Genomic DNA, 20,093 nt, shown 5'->3' with positions numbered 1-20,093 from the left:
GAGAGGCCTTAAGCCTGAACCTCGATGGATACAGTTTTTTTGCCTCGGCGAGTGCCGAATACGACAGCTCCAGCTTCCTTGGCAAACAAGGTATGATCAGTTCCACAACCGACGTTTACACCGGGGTGAATTCTTGTACCGCGCTGGCGTACGATAATTTCTCCAGCCTTCACAAGCTGACCGCCGAATCGTTTAACACCAAGACGTTTACTTTCTGAATCTCTACCATTCTTTGAGCTACCGCCACCTTTTTTATGTGCCATTGCTTACCTCTTTATTATAATACTATTATTTATACAATTACTTTCTGATAATCTCAAGGGCTATATTAGCCGGATACTCTTCCTGAAGACATTCCAGAGCATGTAACAGCATTGAGCCAGCACACTCAGCATGCGCTTCATCCTGACTATCATTAATTACCAGTGAAAATAAACCCGGGCTGTCTGCAGCCCCGGAAATCCGATGATTCTGATTCCCGGTTATTGTAAGTGCATAAGCTTTCGCTACTGCACTGACCGCAGTACATACTGGATCATTAGCAGTCATGGAATAACCTGCATGTCCCTGAATCTCAACACTCGTTACGAAAGATTCCCGGATTACAGTAATTCCGGCATAGATCATGATCAGGCATTAATACCGGTAATACGCAACCTGGTAAAAGTTGGCCGGCTTCCCTGTTTACGTGCGTAATTTTTCCGACGCTTGTACTTAAAAACAATGATCTTCTTACCTTTGTAGGTATCTTCGACAGTGGCAGATACTTTGGCACCGGCTACATAGGGTGTTCCCCATGTAACTTTTTCATCTTCACGCAGCATAACCACATTGTCGATTGTCAGGGCACTGCCTGCTTCATGGCTTAAGCGATCAACCTCAAGTACTTTGCCTTTTTCAGCTTTGTACTGTTTTCCATTTAATTCAATTATTGCGTACATACGAATCCCTTATAATTAATGAGTACCGGACTATAGCATACCGGGCCGTTCAAGGTCAACTCGGCTGTGATTAAAACAGCATCAAGGCTGTGAAAAGCTCTCAAGTATCTTTCAATCCCGTAGATTCCGGAGTTTATCCAGGAATCCTGCTACAGCATCATCCGGAGTAGCCCAGGAACTAACAAGTCGCACAGCTGAAAGTGAAGATACAGATTTCATATCAGCTTCTGTTTGTTCTCCGATTTTCTGCCAGACATAAAAAGAATAATCCTGCAAGAGCTTTTCTATTACATAATCCGGAAAAACCGGAAAAATCTGATTGCTTTCAGGAGGAAACAAAAAGGAGTAACCTTCTTTTTTAATTCCTTCCGCGAGTTTCCGTGACTGAAGATTGGCATGCCGCGCCATACTGTAATACAAATCCCCGGAAAACAGAGTCCGGAACTGAATGCCGAACAAGCTTCCCTTAGCGAGTAATGCTCCTTTTTGTTTCATAAAATAGCGGAAGTCTTTCTGAAGATCAGGTTTACAAAGTACAATAGCTTCACCAGCAAGAATACCATTCTTGGTACCGCCTATATAAAAGACATCTACCAATGAGGCGATATCGGACATAGATAAATCATTTGAAACAGAACACAATGCGGAGGCAAGTCTGGCCCCATCCATATATAAAAGCAGGCACAGTTCCCTGCATGTGTGAGACAGATCCTGAAGCTCCTGTCTTGAATACACAGATCCTAATTCAGTGGAATTCGAAATAAACACCAAACGTGGCTTGACCATGTGCTCATCAGTATGCTCCTCAATAACAGTGATTATATCAGAAGATCTCAGCTTTCCATCTGCAGCAGGAACTGTAATTATCTTATGTCCTGTAGCTTCGATTGCACCGGTTTCGTGAACGGCAATATGACCAGTGTCTGCAGCTATCACCGCCTCATGCGGCCGTAATAATGAGGAAATAACGGTAAGATTGGCCTGGGTCCCACCGCTGACAAAATGAATATCGGCATCGGCCATAGCAATATGCTCCCTGATCATCTTCCGGGCTTCATCAGACCAGATATCAGTCCCATAACCATCTGCCTGAACTGCATTATTTCTGATAATGGCATCCAGCACTTCGGGGTGTGCACCTTCACTGTAATCATTCTTGAAACTGTATATTTGAGACATGCTCAGATATTAGTGAATACCAGAGACCGTAGCAAGCATATGCATCCACTTGAAGTTAAACTACTTCCTTGTTAAGGTCAGCAAGTATCATGAAGGTTTCAAGCATACCAGTCAGCAGTCTGTACGCAGGAAATACTCTTATGCAGAGCCCTAGATGGGCTCGTATAAAAAAGGAGCAGGGTTTCCCGGTATTCTGCTTCAAGCTCGGCGTCAAAAACAGGAAAGACACATTACTCTGTATTATGCAGAAAGGACCAGGTAATACTCGCATTGCATATTTCCCCTGGTCTCCCAGAATACAACAGACAGAGAATTACACGGCCGGTCAGCTTCTGGAAAACCTTGCTGACAGCCTGGCAACCTGGCTACCGGAAAATACACTGTGCCTGCGCTTTGACCTTCCTTGGGAGTCACCGTATGACGGTCCCCCTCCAGATGATCAATGCCGTACTTTACGCATGAATTTCGGTACAAAATATCATGCCTTCAGAAAAGCCCCAACGGATATCCAGCCGACAGCAACTATAGAGATTGATCTGAACAAAAGTGAAAGTGAACTTCTGCTGGATATGAAGGCCAAGACCAGATACAACATCCGGCTGGCAGAACGGAGAGGTGTGAGCGTGCGCTTTGGTACACCAGATGAAATTGCGGACTGGTACAGCCTTTATAGACAAACCATGAACAGGCAGGACATACCGGTTCATTCGATTGACTATTTCACCAGCATCTACAGAGCAGAAATGAGCAGCCGAACCGACAGCTCATTTCACCTCCTGCTCGCAGAGCAAAACAGCAACTTGCTGGCAGGAATGCTCCTGGGGATTACCGGCAGCAGAGCAACCTACCTATATGGTGCAAGTTCTGATATCGGCAGGAATCATATGCCTACATATGCATTGCAATGGAATGCTATCCAATTCAGCAAAAAAACTGGATGTCGTATTTATGATCTTTTCGGTATTCCTCCAGACCCGCTACCCTCTCATCCTATGTATGGCTTATATCAGTACAAACGGGGATTCGGCGGGCAGATAGTTCATCGCAGGGGCTGCTGGGACTATCCCTTGATTCCAGATGTATACAATGCTGCACAGAGTAATGAAATTACCATGGGCGGTTATCACGGCCTTCGCAACCAACAGAAAAGCTGATTTAAAGAATCTGCTTGCCTGCCATGTCGATGGAAAGTATTTTAACAGCATGCATAATGCTTTCAAGCGGCTGGAATTCCGGTTTCATGATTCCATGGCAGACATTGATCCCGATGGGTGGAACAGAATTGGATCTGCTGCTTCATTTCTCATTAAACATTCATGGCTTGCAAGCCTGGAAAAAAGCAGATCAGTATCTCCTTCAACTGACTGGAGCCCGTTACATGCGCTCACATACGATGGGAACAAGCTGATTGCGGGCATGCCCATGTACCTTCGCAGCAAAAGCAGCGAAGGTGAATTCGTCTTTGACTATCCATGGATTCAAGCAGCTGAACAGCTCGGACTCCCTTATTTCCCGAAACTGGTCGGCATGAGTCCAGCCACACCCATACCGGCCCAGGATATATTACTCGATGAGTCCTGGTGCAGGGAGATGAATGTCGAACCTGTTATTTTCAGGAGATGGTTTCTTTCGAAAATATGCCAACATGCACAGGAAACCGGAATCGGCAGTATCCATCTGCAGTTTACTAGAAAAGCCCTGAGCACCGCGGCTGTCGACCTTGGCTTCGGAACCTGGGAGCATTTCGGGTTTTCCTGGGAAAATAGTAGCTTCAGGAACTTTGATGATTTTTTGCAGAACATGACAAAGGACCGCAGGAGGAATGCGAGGCGTGAGAGACGCAGGTTAGCTGATTCAGGAATTAGATTCAGGATGTTTCAAGGCCATGAAGCTGAAAGCAGACTGCTGGATACACTCTACACCTATTATGTGAATACAACAAATCAATTCGGACCCTGGGCTGCCCGCTATCTGAACCGCGATTTTTTTATGAACGTTCTCGAAACTGCTGCAGATAACCTGCTGATTTGTGCGGCCTATAAAGCTTCAGAGGAAGAACCGGTGGGAATATCCATGATGCTAATAGACGGTAAACGGCTGCTTGGAAGATATTGGGGATGCAGAGAACAAGTTGAGTTCCTCCATTTTGCCTGCTGTTACTATGAACCTATCGAGTGGGCAATAAACCACGGTATGCAGAGCTTTAATCCAGGCATGGGGGGTGAGCACAAAATACACAGAGGGTTCAAGGGCTGTACTCATTATAGTCATCACTGGTTCAGGGATGATAGAATGAGATGGCTTTTTCATGCCAACATTCACCAGTTTAACGATTTTACAAAAGAACAGATCCAGGAATCTGTAATTAAAAGCCCATTAAAAATATCAAGGAGCACAGTAAATGCCAAATGAAACAATAATTCTCGGAGGAGGATGCTTCTGGTGTATAGAAGAAGCATATCGTTATGTTCCCGGTGTCATATCTGTTCAAAGTGGATATGCTGGGGGAACAACTATTAACCCTGATTACAAAGACGTCTGCAGCGGGTCGACAGGGCATGCAGAGGTAGTCAAAATTGAATTCGACACAGACAGGACCAATCTCGAAAAGATTCTGGATTTCTTCTGGCATATACATGACCCAACTACATTGAACCGTCAGGGTGTTGATATCGGAACCCAATATCGGTCAATCATCATAGTATCAGACGAAGGACAGAAAAAAGCAGCTGAAGACTCAATCACTCAACTGAACAATAAAGCCATCTATGATGGCGCCTGCACCACGGAAATAGTTTGGAATGCTCAATTCTATCCGGCTGAAGAATATCACCAGCGTTATTTTCAGAGGAATCCGGAAGCTGGTTACTGCAAGGCAGTGATTGCCCCTAAACTTGCAAAGGTCAGAAAAATAAGATTTGACTGACAGGCAAAAAATCAGGTCCTGGAATGAGAAACCATGTAGGTAATCACATCGGTTCTGCTTGGACTCTTCACTATCTCATCAACTGCCTCCTGATTATTCAGCACCCCCGCTATACCGCTCAGAACCTGTAAATGCGGCCCGGGATCCCTGGCGGGCGAGACAATCAGGAAAAATACTTTAGTTGCCTTTCCATCGAGTGAATCAAAATCAACACCGTTAGGTACAAGCCCCACCGCGACACAAAGTTCGTTTGCCCCTTCACTTCTGCCATGGGGAATTGCTATACCATTCTGCATTCCGGTACTCATACTTTTTTCACGTTCAATAACTGCACGCTGAACTGTTTGTAGGTCGTTCAGCTTATCAGCTTTATGAAGCATATCTATAAGTTCCAGAATAATAGCTTCTTTGTCGCGGCTTCTTAGCTGTAGACTGATGCAATCGATGTCCAGAGTCTGATACCAATTCACACTGGTTCTGTTATTCTTTTCAACAAGGGTTTTCTGCAATTCAACGGGTTTGCTGATTTTCCTCAGCTCTTCGACTCTGGACTGAAGTGTCAATATTGATTCATACACGAGATTATTTATAAATGTCACGTCTTCTTTCTGACTTGAGAAAAGAAGAGTATTATCACTAACGACAAGAGATATATAGACCAGCTCTCTGCGCATCTGAAACAAACGCTGTTCCATTTCGCTGATATGAATAAAGAATCCTTCACTCTGAAAACTGGCAATAATGTCTGTCAATAAAAAATCGGTTATTTCGCGTGAACCAAACTGAAAATCTGTATTGACACTCTCACTTCGCTCCAACTCATTACGAGTTCCCCGGGCAGTGCCGGACAGGCTTCTGCTGAAAAAAGGGGGAGCTACAAGTGTTGTAATAAGAGTCATAAGAACAACAATACCGAACAGTGTATCGTTCAGCAAACCAGTACTTATACCGATACCTGCGATAATTAAGGCTACTTCACCACGAGGCATCATTCCCAGACTGATTCTCAGGCTTCCTCGCCATGTAAAACCGGTTGCCAGAGAAGGTATACCACAGCCTATAATACGTGCAAGCAATCCGAGTACTCCGAAAAGAACTCCGTAGAATATTACGGTAGTACTAAAAAGTATCTGAAGATTAATCAGCATACCTATTACCACAAAGAAAATCGGGTCGAAAAAGTGATGGATTACCTCGATTTTCTCCTGTATTACATAGGATAAATCAGTATTGGAAAGTGACAATCCGACAACGTAGGCCCCGATGATCATCGCAAGCCCGGCTGACTCGAAAAGACCAGCCACGATGAGAGCCATTCCTAAAGCAAGAACTGCTATATGACTATGATTCGGTTCAAGTTTCAGCAGTCGGGATATCTTCTGGGAAAATAAAATCCCGAGAGTCATTGTGACCAGCCAGACAGCCAGAGCACGGACCGCAACCAGCATAATTGCCGTGTAATCAAAACCTGCATCACTGATATAGCTGTCAACCCCAATAACGACAGCCAGAATTGTAATGCCGATGACATCTTCAATAACAGAAGCAGCAAGTATCGTTACTCCCTCAGGAGATGCCATTTTGTGTCTGTCACTGAGTATTCGGGCAGTAATATCTACAGACGTAGCAATGGCAGTAACACCTAGAAAAAAACCGCTGGGACTCAACCATTGGCCATCGAAAATCAGACTACCGATGTACAAGCCGGTGACCAATGAAACCAGTGCACCTCCAATACCTACTATGCTTCCTTTGCCTGCGAAACGCAGAAACAGTTTCACATCAGTTTGCAGACCGCTGAGAAATAAAAGTACAATTGAGGCAACCATTGCAAAGCCGAAAAGCTCAGGAGAAACGGCAACAGCAGATCCTGAATGAGGAAACAAACCGGAAGAAAATCCCGGCAACGGTACAGCACCAAGTAAAAACGGCCCGATAAGAATACCGATCAGCAACTCCCCAAGTATGGCAGGAAATTTGATTTTACGTGCAATACGGGCGCCCAAATACCCAAAGAAAATAATCAAGCCGAGCTGCAGAGCGAGCAACATCATGCTATGAGTAATATTATCTGAATGAGCTCCTTCTCCGGCTCCATCTGCCCAGACAGTCAGAACCGGAAGAAGAAACAATATAGCGGTCAGGCCTGCCCTAATTCCTGTTGCTGCTGGGTTTGGGCAGGTACGGATGAATTTCACTGGCTAACCTCTGGATAGACATTGACTGCAGCCAGATTCTTCCTGGCCCGGTAAGAGTAGTTAAAAAAAGTCCTTCACCGCCGAAAAAAACGTTTCCAAGACCTTTTACCATTTCGACATTCATAGAAACGGATTCTTCATACATTGCTACCGCGCCGGTCTCTATTTTCAGCATCTGCCCAGCCGCCAGATCCATAGTAACAGTCTCACCATCGATCTCTACAAAGGCAGTTCCTCTCCCGTGAAGTCGCTGCATGATAAAGCCTTCACCACCAAAAAAACCGCTGCTCAACTTTTTCTGGAATGCAATGTCAAAATTCACGCCGTCAGTACATGCCAGAAAAGAACGCTTCTGACATATGAGTGACTGCTCACCAATTTGCATTGGCAAAATTGTTCCGGGAAAACTGTGTCCAAACGCTACACGTTGGTTCGCAGCAGTAGCTTCAAAGCTGTTCATAAACCCGCTTTCGCCGGAGACTGTCCGCTTGAAAAAGCCGCCAATTCCACCGCGAGCCTTGGTTTTCATGCTTATCCCGCTGTCCATATACTTCATGGCACCAGTTTGACAATGAATTATTTCACCAGCCTCAAGAGTACATTCAAGCATGGGCATGGTGGTACCCATAATCTTGTATTGCATGACTATTCTTCCTCCCTGCTACTGCAGATACAGATACCGCTTGATCTTCATAGTCGGCGTCTTTTCAAATGGCTCATCTTTCAGGACAAAATCGGATAAACGAGAAAATGCATTCAGCTCGGTGTTAACTTTCTTTCTGAGATCGCCAAGATACTCTTCTATATCTGATTGAAATTGCTTTACTCCCTGGCTTACTGCATCGGCACCATCTTTCACATTGGTTTGCAGGGCATCATGCCAATCCTTTACATTTGTGTGCATCGACACAATATGCTCCAGCAGAGCCTCGTAATTCAGGTACACCATCGCTACAAGCTGATCTCCAACCTTGGTAACAAGGGAGTCCTCAACGAAAGGTTTTTCATTGATCACCGCTTCAATCTCTTCAGGATAGATATTCTCACCGCTTGGGCCTAATATCATATTCTTGATTCTGCCCCGAATTGAGAGAACACCATTCTTGTCGATATGGCCTATATCACCGGTTTTAAACCATCCATCATCCGTAAATACAGCCTTTGTGCGCAGTTCATCCTTGTAATAACCCTTCATAACATTGGGACCATTAACCTGAACTTCAGGGGCATCCGGATTATCTTCCCCAGCCTGAAGTCTGATCTCGACTCCATGAACCTTAGGACCAATAGACTGGTAAACTGTGTGCTTCGGATTGCAGCCTGCAACCAGGGGTGATGTCTCTGTCAGACCATAACCAACAGCATACGGAAAGCCTGCATCTCTGAGGAATTTCTCTACATCCGGTGCAAGCGCTGCACCACCAACACCAAAAAAATGCAGCCGGCCGCCGAACATGGCATACACTTTTTTACCGGCTGCCTTATGGAGGATTTTCTGAACAGGGCGAAATTTGTAAAGCAGTGCAAGTGCAGGTTTGGATGTAAACTTCGGAAGAACCTTCCCGCGGAAAATTTTCTCGATAAAAAGCGGCACGGAAAGCATTAAATGTGGACGAATTTTTTCAAGCGCCGGCATCAGCACAGATGGTGATGGAGGCTTACTCAGATAATATACACAAGCACCTGAGGCAATCGGAAAGAGAAAGCCCAAGGTACACTCATATGTATGAGACAGCGGCAGCAGGGAAAGCATTGACTGGCCCACTTCAATATCCGGTATTAATTTGGATGCTGCCACATTGCTTGCAATATTGTTATGTGAGAGCATAACCCCTTTAGAGTTCCCTGTCGTTCCTGAAGTGTAGATTATTGCAGCAAGATCATCTGGCTGCCTGGAGACATCAGAAGAGTCAACAGAATCCGAAAGCATAGAAACTGAAGAACTCATATCCGGCATCAACTCGGACACCCCTGTGTCCTCGCGGGGAATTAGATGAAAATCATCAAGCAGTATTGCCTGAACAGTGCCGTTTGCATGCAGATCGGCTATCTTGTGAAACTGGCGTTCTGTAACAAATATTGTCTGCACTTCAGCATGCTGAATAATATTATTCACCTCAGCAGGGCTGAAATCCGGCAAGACAGGTACAACAACAGCCCCGATCCTGCTGATAGCAAAGTAGGCGATGCCCCAATTCGGCATATTCTCACCAAGAACCGCAACATGATGGTCTGGCTTGACTCCCATTTCTGACAGCCCACCACCCAAACGACGGGTCATGACATCGAGATCCCGATACGTAACAGGATCACCATCTACGAAGGACAGGGCGGGAAGTTCTCCATAAAGCTCAACGCTGTTCTGAAGAAGTTCCGGTATCGTGCGAATAACTGTATCACTCATACTTTACAGTGTAAAACTAAAGCGCTAACAAGACAAGCTCAGATATCACCTTTCCGATATTCCTCCAGAAAATCCAGCACCTTCTGGCGGATTTCCGCTTGTATCAGACGAACCTTTCCCAGCTTTTCTTCAAAGCTGCCCTGAACAGCGGACGGATCCGGAAATGGCCAGTGAAGTCTTTTCTTTTCTGCCTTGAAAATAGGACATTTCTCTTTGGCCTCCGGATCACAGACAGCGATTACATAGTCATATTCTCTGCCCTGTGAATGCAGATCAAAAACACTTTTTGTCTGCTTACCCTCAATTTCTATGCCATCATCCTTTAGGAGTTCAACAACTACAGGATTAAGCTTTCCAGGTTCAAGACCAGCACTGTCCACTTCAAATATGTCGCCGCCAAACAAACGCAAATATTCTTCTGCCATCTGACTTCTGGATGAATTATGGATACAAATAACCAGGATTTTTTCTTTAGTCATATTAACCTCCTGAGCAAAATAATAATATTTCCGGATTTTGAAAAGCTCATACGATAACATAAAGTGAGAACTAATGAATTTTTAACAATTATCCAGCTATATACCTGTCACAGCGTTTTCAGGAACGGAACCTGACATCGAGAGCTTCTGGCCTTCCAAAATGATATCCCTGACCAAAATTAACTCCCATATCCAGAAGATGCTTTTGATGGGCTTCACTTTCAACGAACTCGGCAATCACCTTCATTCCGGCCTGTTCTGCAAATGTCACAACCCAGGAAACAAGACGTTTCACCCTTTCATTAACCACTATGTCCTTCACGAGAGAACCATCTATCTTGAGATAATCAAAGTCAAGCTCAATGACACGGCGAAGATTTGAATAGCCGCTGCCGAAATCATCAATAGCAGCACGGGCGCCGCATGCTTTAATCTGACGGATAAAAGTTCCTATTCTGTCAAAATCACTCCTATCCTCCTGCTCAACAAGTTCTATTATGAGATTCCTTGCAAATTCAGGATTGTTTTTTAATACCTGTAGGGTGTGATTAACAACGCGTTCATTTTCTATATCTACAATCGAATAGTTAATTGAACAATACAGATTTCCGGACGAAAAAGCCCTGCACGCCTGATTCAGCATATAGATTGTCATTTCCGGATAATAGCGGCTGTTCTTTGCAACACCAAGAAACTGATACGGCGTCAGAATAACGCCACTGCTGTCACGTATGCGCATCAGGCATTCATAACCGATCACCTCTGAATTCCGGAGATCGACCAGAGGTTGTACATAACTTATAACATGATCCTCACGCAAAGAATTGCGGATAGTAGTCAAGGTTTGCAGGTTATTATGAATACTCTGACGATGCTCGGCGACTACCTCATTTGCAAACACGATGTCGGGTCCAATATGTAGATCCCTGCCATCCTCGAATGCGACCAGACCATCTGATAAAACATCGTCACCTGCCAGACTCACAACCAGACGGAAATCACAGGTAAAAAGCAGATTATTAACTTCAAATTCTGCATCAGATAAGTGATGTTCAAAGGTCCGCATGATTGTAGGAGCAGATTCCATATCGATATACCGGTTATTATCCAGAAAACGGAGAACAAAGGCACCTCGATCAATTACATACAGCACACACTCGACCTGAAACATCTGCGAAGCAATTTCTTCAATTTTACCACAGAGGGCAATTTCCAGATTGTTTCCGATCTGTGTACCATACAGCCTTCGAACTGCAGAAACCTCTTTTGAACGAAGAAACAGCAGAGGATTCGCGCCATTTTCATTTTCTACATCCTCATGTAAGGCAAGCAGGTTCGGACGGCTTGTTACGTGGTCAATAGTTGCCAATACAAATTTTCTGTTGACTTCCGCCAGCTTGAGATAGCTGCGGATCTGTGCGCCTAACTGCACCCTGTCAAATGGCTTATGAATATAATCAAGCACTCCGGATTCAAATGAGCTTATCATCTTGGAAGAGTCAGTTTCACCGGTGATCATCAGCATTGGAATACGAGCAGCCAGTGGATGCTGACGTATTAACGCTACGGCTTCGGGTCCATCCATTTTCGGCATGCGGTAATCCATCAGAATCAGATCGGGCAATACCTCCAGAGCAATGCCGACTGCTTCCTCGCCATCCTCAGCCTCAATTATGTCCACATGTAAATCCCTTAGAATTTCACAGACCATTTTTCTGGAAGCAATGCTATCATCTACAACTAGTACTTTCGGTGTAAACTTTTCTGCCATGACCTATAGCATATAGCCTTGGTATGAAAAAAGCAAAAGATGAAGTATAATTTCCGCGGGAGAACAAATGATCAAGCAGTCTATCAATCAGGATACTCCTCTTAAAACCAGAAATGTCGCTGCCTATGGAAGTGGGGATATTTTCGGCGGAGGTGCGACAGTCCTGATAGGACTCTACTTCTTTTTCTTCCTGACAGAAAACGTCGGCTTATCCCCTCTGATTGCCGGAAGCATCTTCGCCCTTGGGAAACTCATCGATGCCGTCAGCGACCCTTTCATGGGTTACTTCAGCGATATTACCCGCAGCAAATTTGGAAGACGCCGGGTATATTTCCTTATCGGAATTCTCCCGATCGGGATCAGCTTCTTCCTCCTCTGGCTGCCAGTACACACCAACAGTACAGCTCTGCTCTTTATCTATTACTGCTCGGTATACATCCTGTTTTCACTTGTGTACACGCTTGTAATGGTACCATATTCGGCCCTCAATGCTGAACTCAGCAGATCCGAATCCGGAAGGATGCAGTTAGCTGGCAGTCGGATGTTTTTCACCCAGGGCATTACCTTTATCGCGATAATAGTACCTAACTGGCTCCTGGATGCCATGAATATTCAGGGTTATTATGTAATGGGTATAGTTTTTTCTATCATTTTCTGCATCCCCTGGATCTTTGTTTTTCTGGGAACCTGGGAACTCCCATATAAACACAGAGGCACACGAATATTCTTTGGCTCCTACCTGAAGCAGTTTTTTTATATAATTAAAAATAAAACAGCAAGATGCCATATAATCATGCATGGAGCCAGTTATGCCGCCATTGACATCATGATGGTACTGGCCCTCTTCTTTTTTATATACTATCTTGCTGTCCCCCAGTCATTATACCACTATGCATTAGGTGCTCTCATGCTCACAATGATCTGCACACTCCCTGTATTGTATAAGGCTTCAAGAAAATTCAGCCCCAAGCTTATATACTGTGTTTCACTCTCGATATGGGCAGCGGGACTGCTGCTTGGCTATATTTTACTCAAGCCAGGCAGTCATTGGGGCCTGGTAATTGCCGTCTGTGCATTTATGGGTATCGGAACCAGCGGCGGAATGCTGATTCCATGGACAATCTTTCCATCAGTGATTGATTTGGACGAGTACGTAAGTGGAGAAAACCGGGCAGGAATGTATGCAGGTGTCCTTACCTTCATCCGCAAGGCTGTACAGGGACTACTGGTTATGCCCTTGACCGGCGTAGCCTTACATTTTATCGGGTATGTGCCCCAATCATCTGTACAAACTGCCCAGACCCTCTCTGGGCTCCATAATCTGTTCTTTCTTGCTCCTGCAGTCTGTATAGTGATTGGACTTACAGCGGGAATACGCCTGCCGCTCACCGGAAAAAGAGCTGCACTTCTCAAAAAAATACTCGGAAGTAAACGAGGGAACGGTGTCCCTGTCATGACCTCGGATGAACTGAATGAAACCGAGCTGAAATACCTTGTTTAATTACGGTGAAGCCGCCTGCTTTCCCTGCAGATCGGTCATCAGTTCAACTGAGTTGGTTTCAGTCAGTACGGTACGGAGAATACCCTGGAATAAAGGTGCTTTGCCGCCGCCTTTCCAGATGCCGGGGAAGTTCGAATTCCAGAAATTCTTTACCTCCGACATGGTCCAATCTGCAATCACGGCCCAAAGTGTACTGTCCTCATCTGATTCCTGGGAACAAAGCAGCAAAAAAGGATCCCTGGTTTCTGTATGATGCATTTCCGCCAGATTTCGTGCAACCAGGGGGAATAAACTGGAATCCTCGACAAAAGCCAATGCAGAATCACCAGATTGTGCATAGATTTTTGCGGCTATCATTGCCGCGAGCTGCTGTTTAAGGTTTTCATTCTCACTTCGCTGTGTCTGCAGTAGTTTGTCTATCTGTACAACCCGTGACTTCAGTTCAGCCAGAGGGCTTGAGAGTTGCATCCCGATTGAATCACAAATGTCTGACATTTCCAGATATTCCTGCACTGCTCGATTTCCGATCCTGAATGAGAGACGCAGCCTTCCCCGAATTCGCTCTGTACCTGTAAGTCTGATAACGGCCAGTTCTCCGGTACTCCCGGCATGGATTCCTGCACAGGCGACACAATCCAGATTCTCTATTCTGACAAGACGAACTGAGCCGATTCTGTCCGTCGGGCGCCTGAGCTCACTATGGTCGATTTCATCGTGCTGAAGCCATTGACTGCTGATCTTCAGGTTGCGCTGAATACTCCTGTTAACCTCGGACACAAGCTCATGCAGTACAGAATCTGCCAGGATCTCCTTGTTTATTTCAATTGTGGTAATTTCGGAGGACTGAGCAACGGACACGGTATCTGCCCCTGCAGTCCGTTTGAGAACTGCAGAAATAAGATGCTGTCCTGAATGTTGCTGCATGTAGTCAAAACGCCAGCCCCAATCGATTTCAAGCTGTACGGGGTCGCCCTTGCAGAAAGGCTGCCCTGGACTCTCAAGAACATGAAGGACGCCACCTTCAGAATCCTTCCTGACATCGACTACATTTTTTCCGTTAATCGTCCCCTTGTCCGAGGGCTGTCCTCCTCCAGCTGGATAAAAAATAGTTTGAGCAAGATAGATTACCCAGGAATCACTTCCTTCGGCTTTTCGGCAATCAATAACCTCTGTTTGCAGTTTGGTCAGGTACGGATCGGTATAGTAAACCTTATTTGTTTGTTGAATATGCATATGATCATTGTGCATAGAATTTAAGTTCTATGGTATACTTTCCCGGTGAAGGCGAAAAAACAAATACTAATTCTGGCAGGAATTGAGCTTGCTCTTTTCCTGCTCATTCTCGTAGTTGTCATGATCATGCAGTCTCAGGGGCGTGTCTACACCCAGCGCCCGATCGTTTTCAGAGGCCGCAGCATTGTTACCTATGTGGTCGGTGATGTTCAAATCAGTCCTGATGGAAGCAGCTGGCAAAACATCAGCATTGGCGACAGAATACAGGAAGGGCTGTTAATCAGGACAGGAAATGACAGCCGGGTAGATATTCGTTTTTCTAATGACTCGGGCATAAGACTCGAAGAAAACACGAATTTACGCATAGATACACTTGATGTGCGTGAAACTGATCTGTTCGTAGAAACCGGTACTATTTTTTCCAGATTTTCCAGAAGATTTATTGAACAACAATTCAGAATACGAAGTGAAACCGCTACAGCCGGCATTCGCGGGACAGCTTTCTCATTCTCGGTACAGGGCAATGCAACGAAGGTATCTGTACATTCCGGACTGGTAGAGCTGATAGCAAAAAGCTTCCCTGAGTCCCCGGTAATGATTTACCCTGGTGCATATTCAGTAGTCAGACCCGGTAGGGTTCCAGATTCTCCACGATCACTTGATCGGAGCGAACAGCAGGATCTTACATTGAAGATACAGAATATCCAGCATGAACAAGTACTGTTCATTTCCAGGACCATTCAGTTCGAAGCTAATACGGACAGGATATTACCGGATTCATTACCGGAACTTGAGTTTGTCCTGAAGGAATTGCAGAAAAATCGGCACTCAGTCAGAATTGATGGACATACAGCAAATATAGGCGCAGAATCCGCTATGGCAGATTTATCCCTGCAGAGGGCAAAGCGAATTCGTGATTATCTGATTGACAACGGCATTCCAGAGCGAAGACTGCAGGTTAATGGTGCAGGAGCATCAAAACCAATAGCAGATAATAGCAGCACAGAAGGACGTGCGCTGAACCGCCGTGTAGAATTCATAATAATTGATTAGAAAAGGAAACTTGCATGAATGCACTTATCGTAGAAGACAGCCGAGCACAACAATTGCTTGTAAAAGAATATCTCAAGATGCTGAATATTTCTGCGGATATCGCTGAGGATGGTGCGTCTGCTTTACAGTGCATAGAATCAAAAGCGTACGATTTAATTATCTGTGACATTATACTTCCACAGATGGATGGCATTGAACTCATAAGAAAAATCCGGAAACAATGTAATTATCCGGTGAAAATTATTGCCGTATCCGGCGGACTTCCCGGCACCGTACAAGGCAGTCTGGAAACAGCAAAAATCGCAGGCGCATCGGCTGTATTACCAAAACCATTTCAGAAACAAACACTGCATACACTCATCAAGCAGTTGAGTAGTTCTGAATCATGAAAAGCAGAATCAGTAAGGACTCAGGCTTACACTCACATCGTCACGGCATCCACATTTTTTTGGCCGCTTGCTTGTGTCTGATTTTATTTATGCTGCTTCAGACAAGCTATGCCGTGCCCGATACTGAACTCCTCCCTTCTGCAGAGCGCATATTCAGTATTCATGAACAGATGTCCAGTAATGAATCCAGCCATTATCGTGTTTTCAGATTTCTGGATATGTTATTTCCACTTTCATATACATTGTTTTTCTATTTGAGCTTACGCGAACTTACCGGATTAAACCGGTCCCTCCCCACGGGAGAAAAATCAGCCAGCAGAATACAAGGCTGGCTTCCACTGATTCCGCTGGGAGCAATGGCAGGCGACTATGCAGAGAATATCTTGTTTCTTACAGCATTCAATTCACATCCGGCAAACAGCCGGGCCGCTCAATTCGCGGCCTGGCCAAATGGCATTAAATGGTTGTTTCTTCTGATTACTGTGGTAGTGACAGTCTATCTTCTGACACAGCGAGTCAAAAGCGTCCGCCACCGATCCTGAGTTCAAGGCTGGCGGCAGTTTTTCCGAATGGATTTCTGAAGGTAGATCCTCCTGCCTGGTAATATCCCCCGAATTCGGTACCTGCGTCCCCATAGGAGTAATGCAGTCCACCGCCAATACTGAAGCCCTGAAACCATTGCCATCCCAGGTTCACTGAAACCAGACCGGAAAGGTCTGACCATGCAGCCTGCCATTGGAGACTTCCGTACAGTTTTTCTGTGAATATTTTGCTGTGTGAAACAGATAACATGCTGTGATGCCTGCCAAACAGGCGAAGTATTGCAGGAGCCTGCTGCAGGAGATCCATATGTTCCGCACTGCTTTCAGAGGCATCTGCAGTTGCGGCAGTTGCGGCAGCCATCGAGTTAAGATAACTGGACAGCATTCCATCTTCTGAATAACCCTCGGCTTGATACAGATATTGCGCGATCAGGGCAAAGTTACGCTTTTGCGGAGTCCAGCGAAAACCGGCTGTTCCGGAAAAATACAGATTGTCATCGGGTTCGAGACTGAAGCTCAGCCCGTCTTCAGCCGGGACATACCGCTTGTGTTCACGCCCGAAACTGATTCGGCCTTCGGAAAATCCGAGAACATCTCCTATCGGAATATTCAGGGCAGAAATAATACGCAATGGTTTTTCACGCTGGTATGCACTTCCGAGTGTCAATTCGACCGGTGCCAAATATAATACTGCCCGGCCGGCTATTCCTGTATCAGATATTCCCTGCATGGCATCGTTACCGATGAAATACAAGTCAATACTGTGTTCCCGTATCGGTATTGTTGCTTTTACCGATAATGGCCCTTCACGCTCGGCTTCAGGTTTATCTGGATCAATAGGCACAAGGCTCAATATGTCAGCTGGCGACCAGAAATAGCCGCTGCCCCATTGAATATTTTGTTTTCCAACCCGAAAGAAAATGCTGTTGTCGTAATGCACATCCGAGAACAGCTCACGAATTTGAATGGCTTCAGTGAATGGATAACTGCTTCGAGCTTTTGCGAATATTCTTAGATCCGAATGAGGTCTGGCATCGAGATAGATATCTGAACTCAGGTTAAAATTTAACCCATGAATAGACTCTGATTTAAAACTGTTCCAGCCATCCGGAAATTCGCTCCATGCCCAGTAACTGCTGATAGAAGATACAAGGTTGCCTCCGATTCCCAGATCATCCTCAAACCATGTGAATGAAGCTGCTTCAGAAGATTCCTGAATCTCTTCAATACCTTCGTCCATAAACATAGACTCATCATCCCAGTCAAAGTCAATGGATACAGCTGGTGAAGCAGTAAAAAAAATCAGGATGAGTCCCATCAACGGGAACAGAATTTTCCCATGTTTCATTGTGTACATCACCGGCCTATCCTCTCGAGATAGCTGCGGGTGAAGACATGATCAGGAATAGGAGCAAAGCTTATGTTACGGACCGTGATTTCACTCCGCTCACCTTCATTCAGATTGTCCTGAATAAGTATTTTGTTGGCAACAAATCTACCCTGTACCGAGGCATAGCCAGGGATCAGTACAGTACGCATAAGCCGGTCAGACAGGCTGTAATTTTCTTCCCGCAGAATAAGATTGTTATCCTGACGCAGCCATAGCTTGATCCGTGGAAATGTAACACGGTCATTTACAGCCTTGAGATCAAGAATATAAACATCATGTGCGCCAAGACGGCCAGTCTCTGCTGATATTACATCGTAATTAGCACTTATCGTCAGTTCTGCGAAATCACTGGTTCTGGCACTGGAATCCTGAAAATTTTCCTGTAAAGCGAAAATAGCAAACTCACGGCTTTCGGGATCATACGACCATGCAGTGTCTCCAATCTGCAGATATCCCTCTCCTCTCCTGGACCCGGGTTCAAGTATGACCATAGTCAATTTATCCTCATGATCACGACGGAAATTCTGCATTCTGAAAATACTGCGTTCATCACCGGGCTTCTGGGTTACGATTGTGTACTCTGCAGAGAAATCAGTTTCCGGAAAGGAATTCAACTGATCAAGATTCCTGAGTATTGCCTCGGTATCTATGTTTTGAGCAGCTATTCCGGATGCACAGAAAAAGCCCACAACCGCCATTACTAGTAATAGTATTCTTTTTATTCTCATTGTTTCCTCCAAAGCAAAGTGCAAATCATTTGTGATTACTCAGGCTACGCTGCGCAGAGCATCAGCCGGAAGCAAGCGGGCAGCTTTCCGGGCTGGAAGCGCTGCGGCCAGAACAGTAAGTATTGTTATCAGAATAAAATTGGCGATCAGACTCCCCGACTGCAGCGGAAAGCTTAACTGCCCTTGGGCAGTAAAAAGCGCAAACGGATTTTCGAGCGGAATAGCTATAAAACCAAGTCCGAAGGAAATGACTATTGCCATAATCAATCCACATAGATAACCAACCGCGGCAAGGCATGCTGCCTCATAAAGAAAAATACGGCGTATGCTCTTTCTCTGCACGCCTATTGCTCTCATCGTTCCGATTTCCCGTACCCGCTCGAACATAATCATTCTGAATGTGTTCACCACACCAATCATCGTAATTACAATGAGTACCAAAAGAATACCGGTACCGGTTGCATTCAGAGCAAGCGCCAGCTGGTCAATCTCATTCGTGAAGTCGTTGATATTCTGCAGAACAAAACGCTGTCCACTCCAGCTTTGCTCCGGCCGATCCTGATGCACAAACATCGGACCGTCAAGTCCAAGACCGGAAGCGTTCTCCGCGCGTTCAGCAACAGCAGCCCTGTCCGATAATGCCTTGTACAGCAAATCGGTCACACGCTCTGTATCCTCGATTCGCGGTAGATTTATATGTACAGCCTGATAGGATTCCGGAGAAATATTGATCAGATTGTTGACAGTACTGCGGTGGGCATAAGAAGAAATACTACCCAGGATACCTGGGTCCTGCATTATACCAGCTACCCTGAGACTGATAACATTCTGCTGTCCGCTTACCGTGGAACTCCGGAGCAGGATAGTTTCACCAACCTCAACACCCAGACGACGAGCAGACTGCTCATTAAGTACAATTGCATCAGGATCATTTACTACATCCTGAATAGACCCGGATAAAAGGACAAGCCTGTCCTGCAAGCCGCTTTCCTCTGCCCAGTTGATCCCGTCGATATTCTGCTCGCTGGTCCTTCCACTGAACAGCAGGGTTCCAAATGCTGACGATCGCCGTACGGTATTCTTGCCATCCAGCCCCAGATCAGAAAGAACCTCATCCAGAATGTCTATATTCCGGAACTCCGAAATGACTCGATCGTCATCCCTGCGTGTCTGCTCTGAGACATATACATGCCCTGCAAGCAGATACGAAAAATTGTCTTTGAGATTGACTGATGCCCCGGCTGTAAACCCATTAATGAGTGTGATAACCATGATCCCGAAACCAATAGCCCCGCCAAGCAGAACCGTGCGCTTCTTTTGCCTTCTCAGATTACGGATTGCTATCTTTAAAACCTGCAT

At 45.4% G+C, this 20,093-nt stretch carries 20 protein-coding genes; 7 read left to right on the top strand and 13 right to left on the bottom strand.

Annotated features, from left to right (window positions below):
* Positions 1-8 precede the first annotated feature (8 nt).
* The 4 genes from rpmA to ACYQ2L_RS10030 form a co-directional block, all read right to left on the bottom strand.
* A complete protein-coding gene (rpmA, locus tag ACYQ2L_RS10045; protein ID WP_460054863.1) occupies positions 9-263 on the bottom strand; it encodes a 50S ribosomal protein L27 in 255 nt (84 codons plus the stop codon).
* A 37-nt stretch (positions 264-300) separates the two neighbouring features.
* Positions 301-627, bottom strand: coding sequence for a ribosomal-processing cysteine protease Prp (locus ACYQ2L_RS10040; RefSeq protein ID WP_460054859.1), 327 nt, complete (start codon positions 625-627; stop codon positions 301-303).
* Between the two features lie 2 nt (positions 628-629).
* Positions 630-941 carry a 50S ribosomal protein L21 gene (gene rplU, locus ACYQ2L_RS10035; protein WP_460054856.1) on the bottom strand — a complete coding sequence of 104 codons (312 nt, stop codon included), beginning with the start codon at positions 939-941 and terminating at the stop codon, positions 630-632.
* 111 nt (positions 942-1,052) lie between these two features.
* Positions 1,053-2,120 (bottom strand): threonine aldolase family protein, encoded by a 1,068-nt coding sequence (locus ACYQ2L_RS10030; protein WP_460054853.1) that lies wholly within the window; start codon positions 2,118-2,120, stop codon positions 1,053-1,055.
* A 140-nt stretch (positions 2,121-2,260) separates the two neighbouring features.
* On the opposite strand from ACYQ2L_RS10030, the gene ACYQ2L_RS10025 reads away from it, so the two are divergent.
* From ACYQ2L_RS10025 to msrA, 3 genes are read left to right on the top strand one after another with little or no spacing between them, the layout of a single operon-like run.
* Positions 2,261-3,274 (top strand): lipid II:glycine glycyltransferase FemX, encoded by a 1,014-nt coding sequence (locus ACYQ2L_RS10025; protein ID WP_460054850.1) that lies wholly within the window; start codon positions 2,261-2,263, stop codon positions 3,272-3,274.
* Positions 3,222-4,532, top strand: coding sequence for a GNAT family N-acetyltransferase (locus tag ACYQ2L_RS10020; protein ID WP_460054847.1), 1,311 nt, complete (start codon positions 3,222-3,224; stop codon positions 4,530-4,532). Before ACYQ2L_RS10025 ends, ACYQ2L_RS10020 begins: the two co-directional genes overlap by 53 nt.
* Positions 4,522-5,046, top strand: a complete 525-nt coding sequence (msrA, locus tag ACYQ2L_RS10015; protein WP_460054843.1) for a peptide-methionine (S)-S-oxide reductase MsrA — start codon at positions 4,522-4,524, stop codon at positions 5,044-5,046. Before ACYQ2L_RS10020 ends, msrA begins: the two co-directional genes overlap by 11 nt.
* An 11-nt stretch (positions 5,047-5,057) precedes the next feature.
* Here msrA and ACYQ2L_RS10010 read toward each other — a convergent pair whose 3' ends face one another.
* From ACYQ2L_RS10010 to ACYQ2L_RS09990, 5 genes are all read right to left on the bottom strand, one after another.
* Complete coding sequence (locus ACYQ2L_RS10010; protein ID WP_460054840.1) at positions 5,058-7,100, bottom strand: cation:proton antiporter domain-containing protein; 2,043 nt, start codon at positions 7,098-7,100, stop codon at positions 5,058-5,060.
* A 97-nt stretch (positions 7,101-7,197) separates the two neighbouring features.
* On the bottom strand, positions 7,198-7,887 hold the full coding sequence (locus ACYQ2L_RS10005; protein WP_460054836.1) for a TIGR00266 family protein: 690 nt from the start codon (positions 7,885-7,887) through the stop codon (positions 7,198-7,200).
* An 18-nt stretch (positions 7,888-7,905) separates the two neighbouring features.
* On the bottom strand, positions 7,906-9,648 hold the full coding sequence (locus tag ACYQ2L_RS10000; protein ID WP_460054834.1) for an AMP-binding protein: 1,743 nt from the start codon (positions 9,646-9,648) through the stop codon (positions 7,906-7,908).
* Between the two features lie 38 nt (positions 9,649-9,686).
* A complete protein-coding gene (locus ACYQ2L_RS09995; protein ID WP_460054830.1) occupies positions 9,687-10,127 on the bottom strand; it encodes an arsenate reductase ArsC in 441 nt (146 codons plus the stop codon).
* A gap of 118 nt (positions 10,128-10,245) precedes the next feature.
* Entirely contained in the window at positions 10,246-11,898 is a 1,653-nt protein-coding gene (locus tag ACYQ2L_RS09990; protein WP_460054825.1) for an EAL domain-containing protein, read from the bottom strand.
* Between the two features lie 67 nt (positions 11,899-11,965).
* Here ACYQ2L_RS09990 and ACYQ2L_RS09985 point away from each other — a divergent pair, with 67 nt between their 5' ends.
* Positions 11,966-13,399, top strand: coding sequence for an MFS transporter (locus ACYQ2L_RS09985; protein WP_460054822.1), 1,434 nt, complete (start codon positions 11,966-11,968; stop codon positions 13,397-13,399).
* Here the strand turns inward: ACYQ2L_RS09985 and ACYQ2L_RS09980 are convergent, their stop codons facing one another.
* The gene (locus ACYQ2L_RS09980) at positions 13,400-14,632 is read right to left on the bottom strand and encodes an alanyl-tRNA editing protein (protein WP_460054820.1); all 1,233 of its coding nucleotides are present in this window, start codon (positions 14,630-14,632) and stop codon (positions 13,400-13,402) included.
* Between the two features lie 45 nt (positions 14,633-14,677).
* Here ACYQ2L_RS09980 and ACYQ2L_RS09975 point away from each other — a divergent pair, with 45 nt between their 5' ends.
* From ACYQ2L_RS09975 to ACYQ2L_RS09965, 3 genes are all read left to right on the top strand, one after another.
* Positions 14,678-15,685 (top strand): OmpA family protein, encoded by a 1,008-nt coding sequence (locus ACYQ2L_RS09975; protein ID WP_460054817.1) that lies wholly within the window; start codon positions 14,678-14,680, stop codon positions 15,683-15,685.
* Between the two features lie 14 nt (positions 15,686-15,699).
* The gene (locus ACYQ2L_RS09970) at positions 15,700-16,074 is read left to right on the top strand and encodes a response regulator (protein ID WP_460054813.1); all 375 of its coding nucleotides are present in this window, start codon (positions 15,700-15,702) and stop codon (positions 16,072-16,074) included.
* 89 nt (positions 16,075-16,163) lie between these two features.
* Entirely contained in the window at positions 16,164-16,616 is a 453-nt protein-coding gene (locus ACYQ2L_RS09965) for a hypothetical protein (protein ID WP_460054810.1), read from the top strand.
* On the opposite strand, the gene ACYQ2L_RS09960 is transcribed toward ACYQ2L_RS09965, so the two are convergent.
* From ACYQ2L_RS09960 to ACYQ2L_RS09950, 3 genes are read right to left on the bottom strand one after another with little or no spacing between them, the layout of a single operon-like run.
* Positions 16,591-17,964, bottom strand: a complete 1,374-nt coding sequence (locus ACYQ2L_RS09960) for a hypothetical protein (protein WP_460054807.1) — start codon at positions 17,962-17,964, stop codon at positions 16,591-16,593. The genes ACYQ2L_RS09965 and ACYQ2L_RS09960 overlap by 26 nt on opposite strands.
* 8 nt (positions 17,965-17,972) lie before the next feature.
* A complete protein-coding gene (locus tag ACYQ2L_RS09955; protein WP_460054803.1) occupies positions 17,973-18,734 on the bottom strand; it encodes an outer membrane lipoprotein-sorting protein in 762 nt (253 codons plus the stop codon).
* A gap of 39 nt (positions 18,735-18,773) precedes the next feature.
* Positions 18,774-20,093 carry an ABC transporter permease gene (locus ACYQ2L_RS09950; protein WP_460054801.1) on the bottom strand — a complete coding sequence of 440 codons (1,320 nt, stop codon included), beginning with the start codon at positions 20,091-20,093 and terminating at the stop codon, positions 18,774-18,776.

It is taken from the genome of Spirochaeta dissipatitropha (assembly GCF_054657935.1).
Note: the sequence above shows the minus strand (reverse complement) of the source record. Positions and strands in the feature narration are given on the sequence as shown.

Coding starts and splice junctions, on each gene's coding strand:
- rplU (WP_460054856.1), bottom strand. CDS start 941: ATGTACGCAATAATTGAATTAAATGGAAAACAGTACAAAGCTGAAAAA.
- msrA (WP_460054843.1), top strand. CDS start 4,522: ATGCCAAATGAAACAATAATTCTCGGAGGAGGATGCTTCTGGTGTATA.
- ACYQ2L_RS10010 (WP_460054840.1), bottom strand. CDS start 7,100: ATGATGTTGCTCGCTCTGCAGCTCGGCTTGATTATTTTCTTTGGGTAT.
- ACYQ2L_RS09980 (WP_460054820.1), bottom strand. CDS start 14,632: ATGCATATTCAACAAACAAATAAGGTTTACTATACCGATCCGTACCTG.
- ACYQ2L_RS10000 (WP_460054834.1), bottom strand. CDS start 9,648: ATGAGTGATACAGTTATTCGCACGATACCGGAACTTCTTCAGAACAGC.
- ACYQ2L_RS09985 (WP_460054822.1), top strand. CDS start 11,966: ATGATCAAGCAGTCTATCAATCAGGATACTCCTCTTAAAACCAGAAAT.
- ACYQ2L_RS10040 (WP_460054859.1), bottom strand. CDS start 627: ATGATCTATGCCGGAATTACTGTAATCCGGGAATCTTTCGTAACGAGT.
- ACYQ2L_RS10025 (WP_460054850.1), top strand. CDS start 2,261: ATGCAGAGCCCTAGATGGGCTCGTATAAAAAAGGAGCAGGGTTTCCCG.
- ACYQ2L_RS09990 (WP_460054825.1), bottom strand. CDS start 11,898: ATGGCAGAAAAGTTTACACCGAAAGTACTAGTTGTAGATGATAGCATT.
- ACYQ2L_RS09955 (WP_460054803.1), bottom strand. CDS start 18,734: ATGAGAATAAAAAGAATACTATTACTAGTAATGGCGGTTGTGGGCTTT.
- ACYQ2L_RS09960 (WP_460054807.1), bottom strand. CDS start 17,964: ATGAAACATGGGAAAATTCTGTTCCCGTTGATGGGACTCATCCTGATT.
- ACYQ2L_RS10020 (WP_460054847.1), top strand. CDS start 3,222: ATGAAATTACCATGGGCGGTTATCACGGCCTTCGCAACCAACAGAAAA.
- rpmA (WP_460054863.1), bottom strand. CDS start 263: ATGGCACATAAAAAAGGTGGCGGTAGCTCAAAGAATGGTAGAGATTCA.
- ACYQ2L_RS09995 (WP_460054830.1), bottom strand. CDS start 10,127: ATGACTAAAGAAAAAATCCTGGTTATTTGTATCCATAATTCATCCAGA.
- ACYQ2L_RS09965 (WP_460054810.1), top strand. CDS start 16,164: ATGCTGCTTCAGACAAGCTATGCCGTGCCCGATACTGAACTCCTCCCT.
- ACYQ2L_RS10030 (WP_460054853.1), bottom strand. CDS start 2,120: ATGTCTCAAATATACAGTTTCAAGAATGATTACAGTGAAGGTGCACAC.
- ACYQ2L_RS09950 (WP_460054801.1), bottom strand. CDS start 20,093: ATGCAGGTTTTAAAGATAGCAATCCGTAATCTGAGAAGGCAAAAGAAG.
- ACYQ2L_RS09970 (WP_460054813.1), top strand. CDS start 15,700: ATGAATGCACTTATCGTAGAAGACAGCCGAGCACAACAATTGCTTGTA.
- ACYQ2L_RS10005 (WP_460054836.1), bottom strand. CDS start 7,887: ATGCAATACAAGATTATGGGTACCACCATGCCCATGCTTGAATGTACT.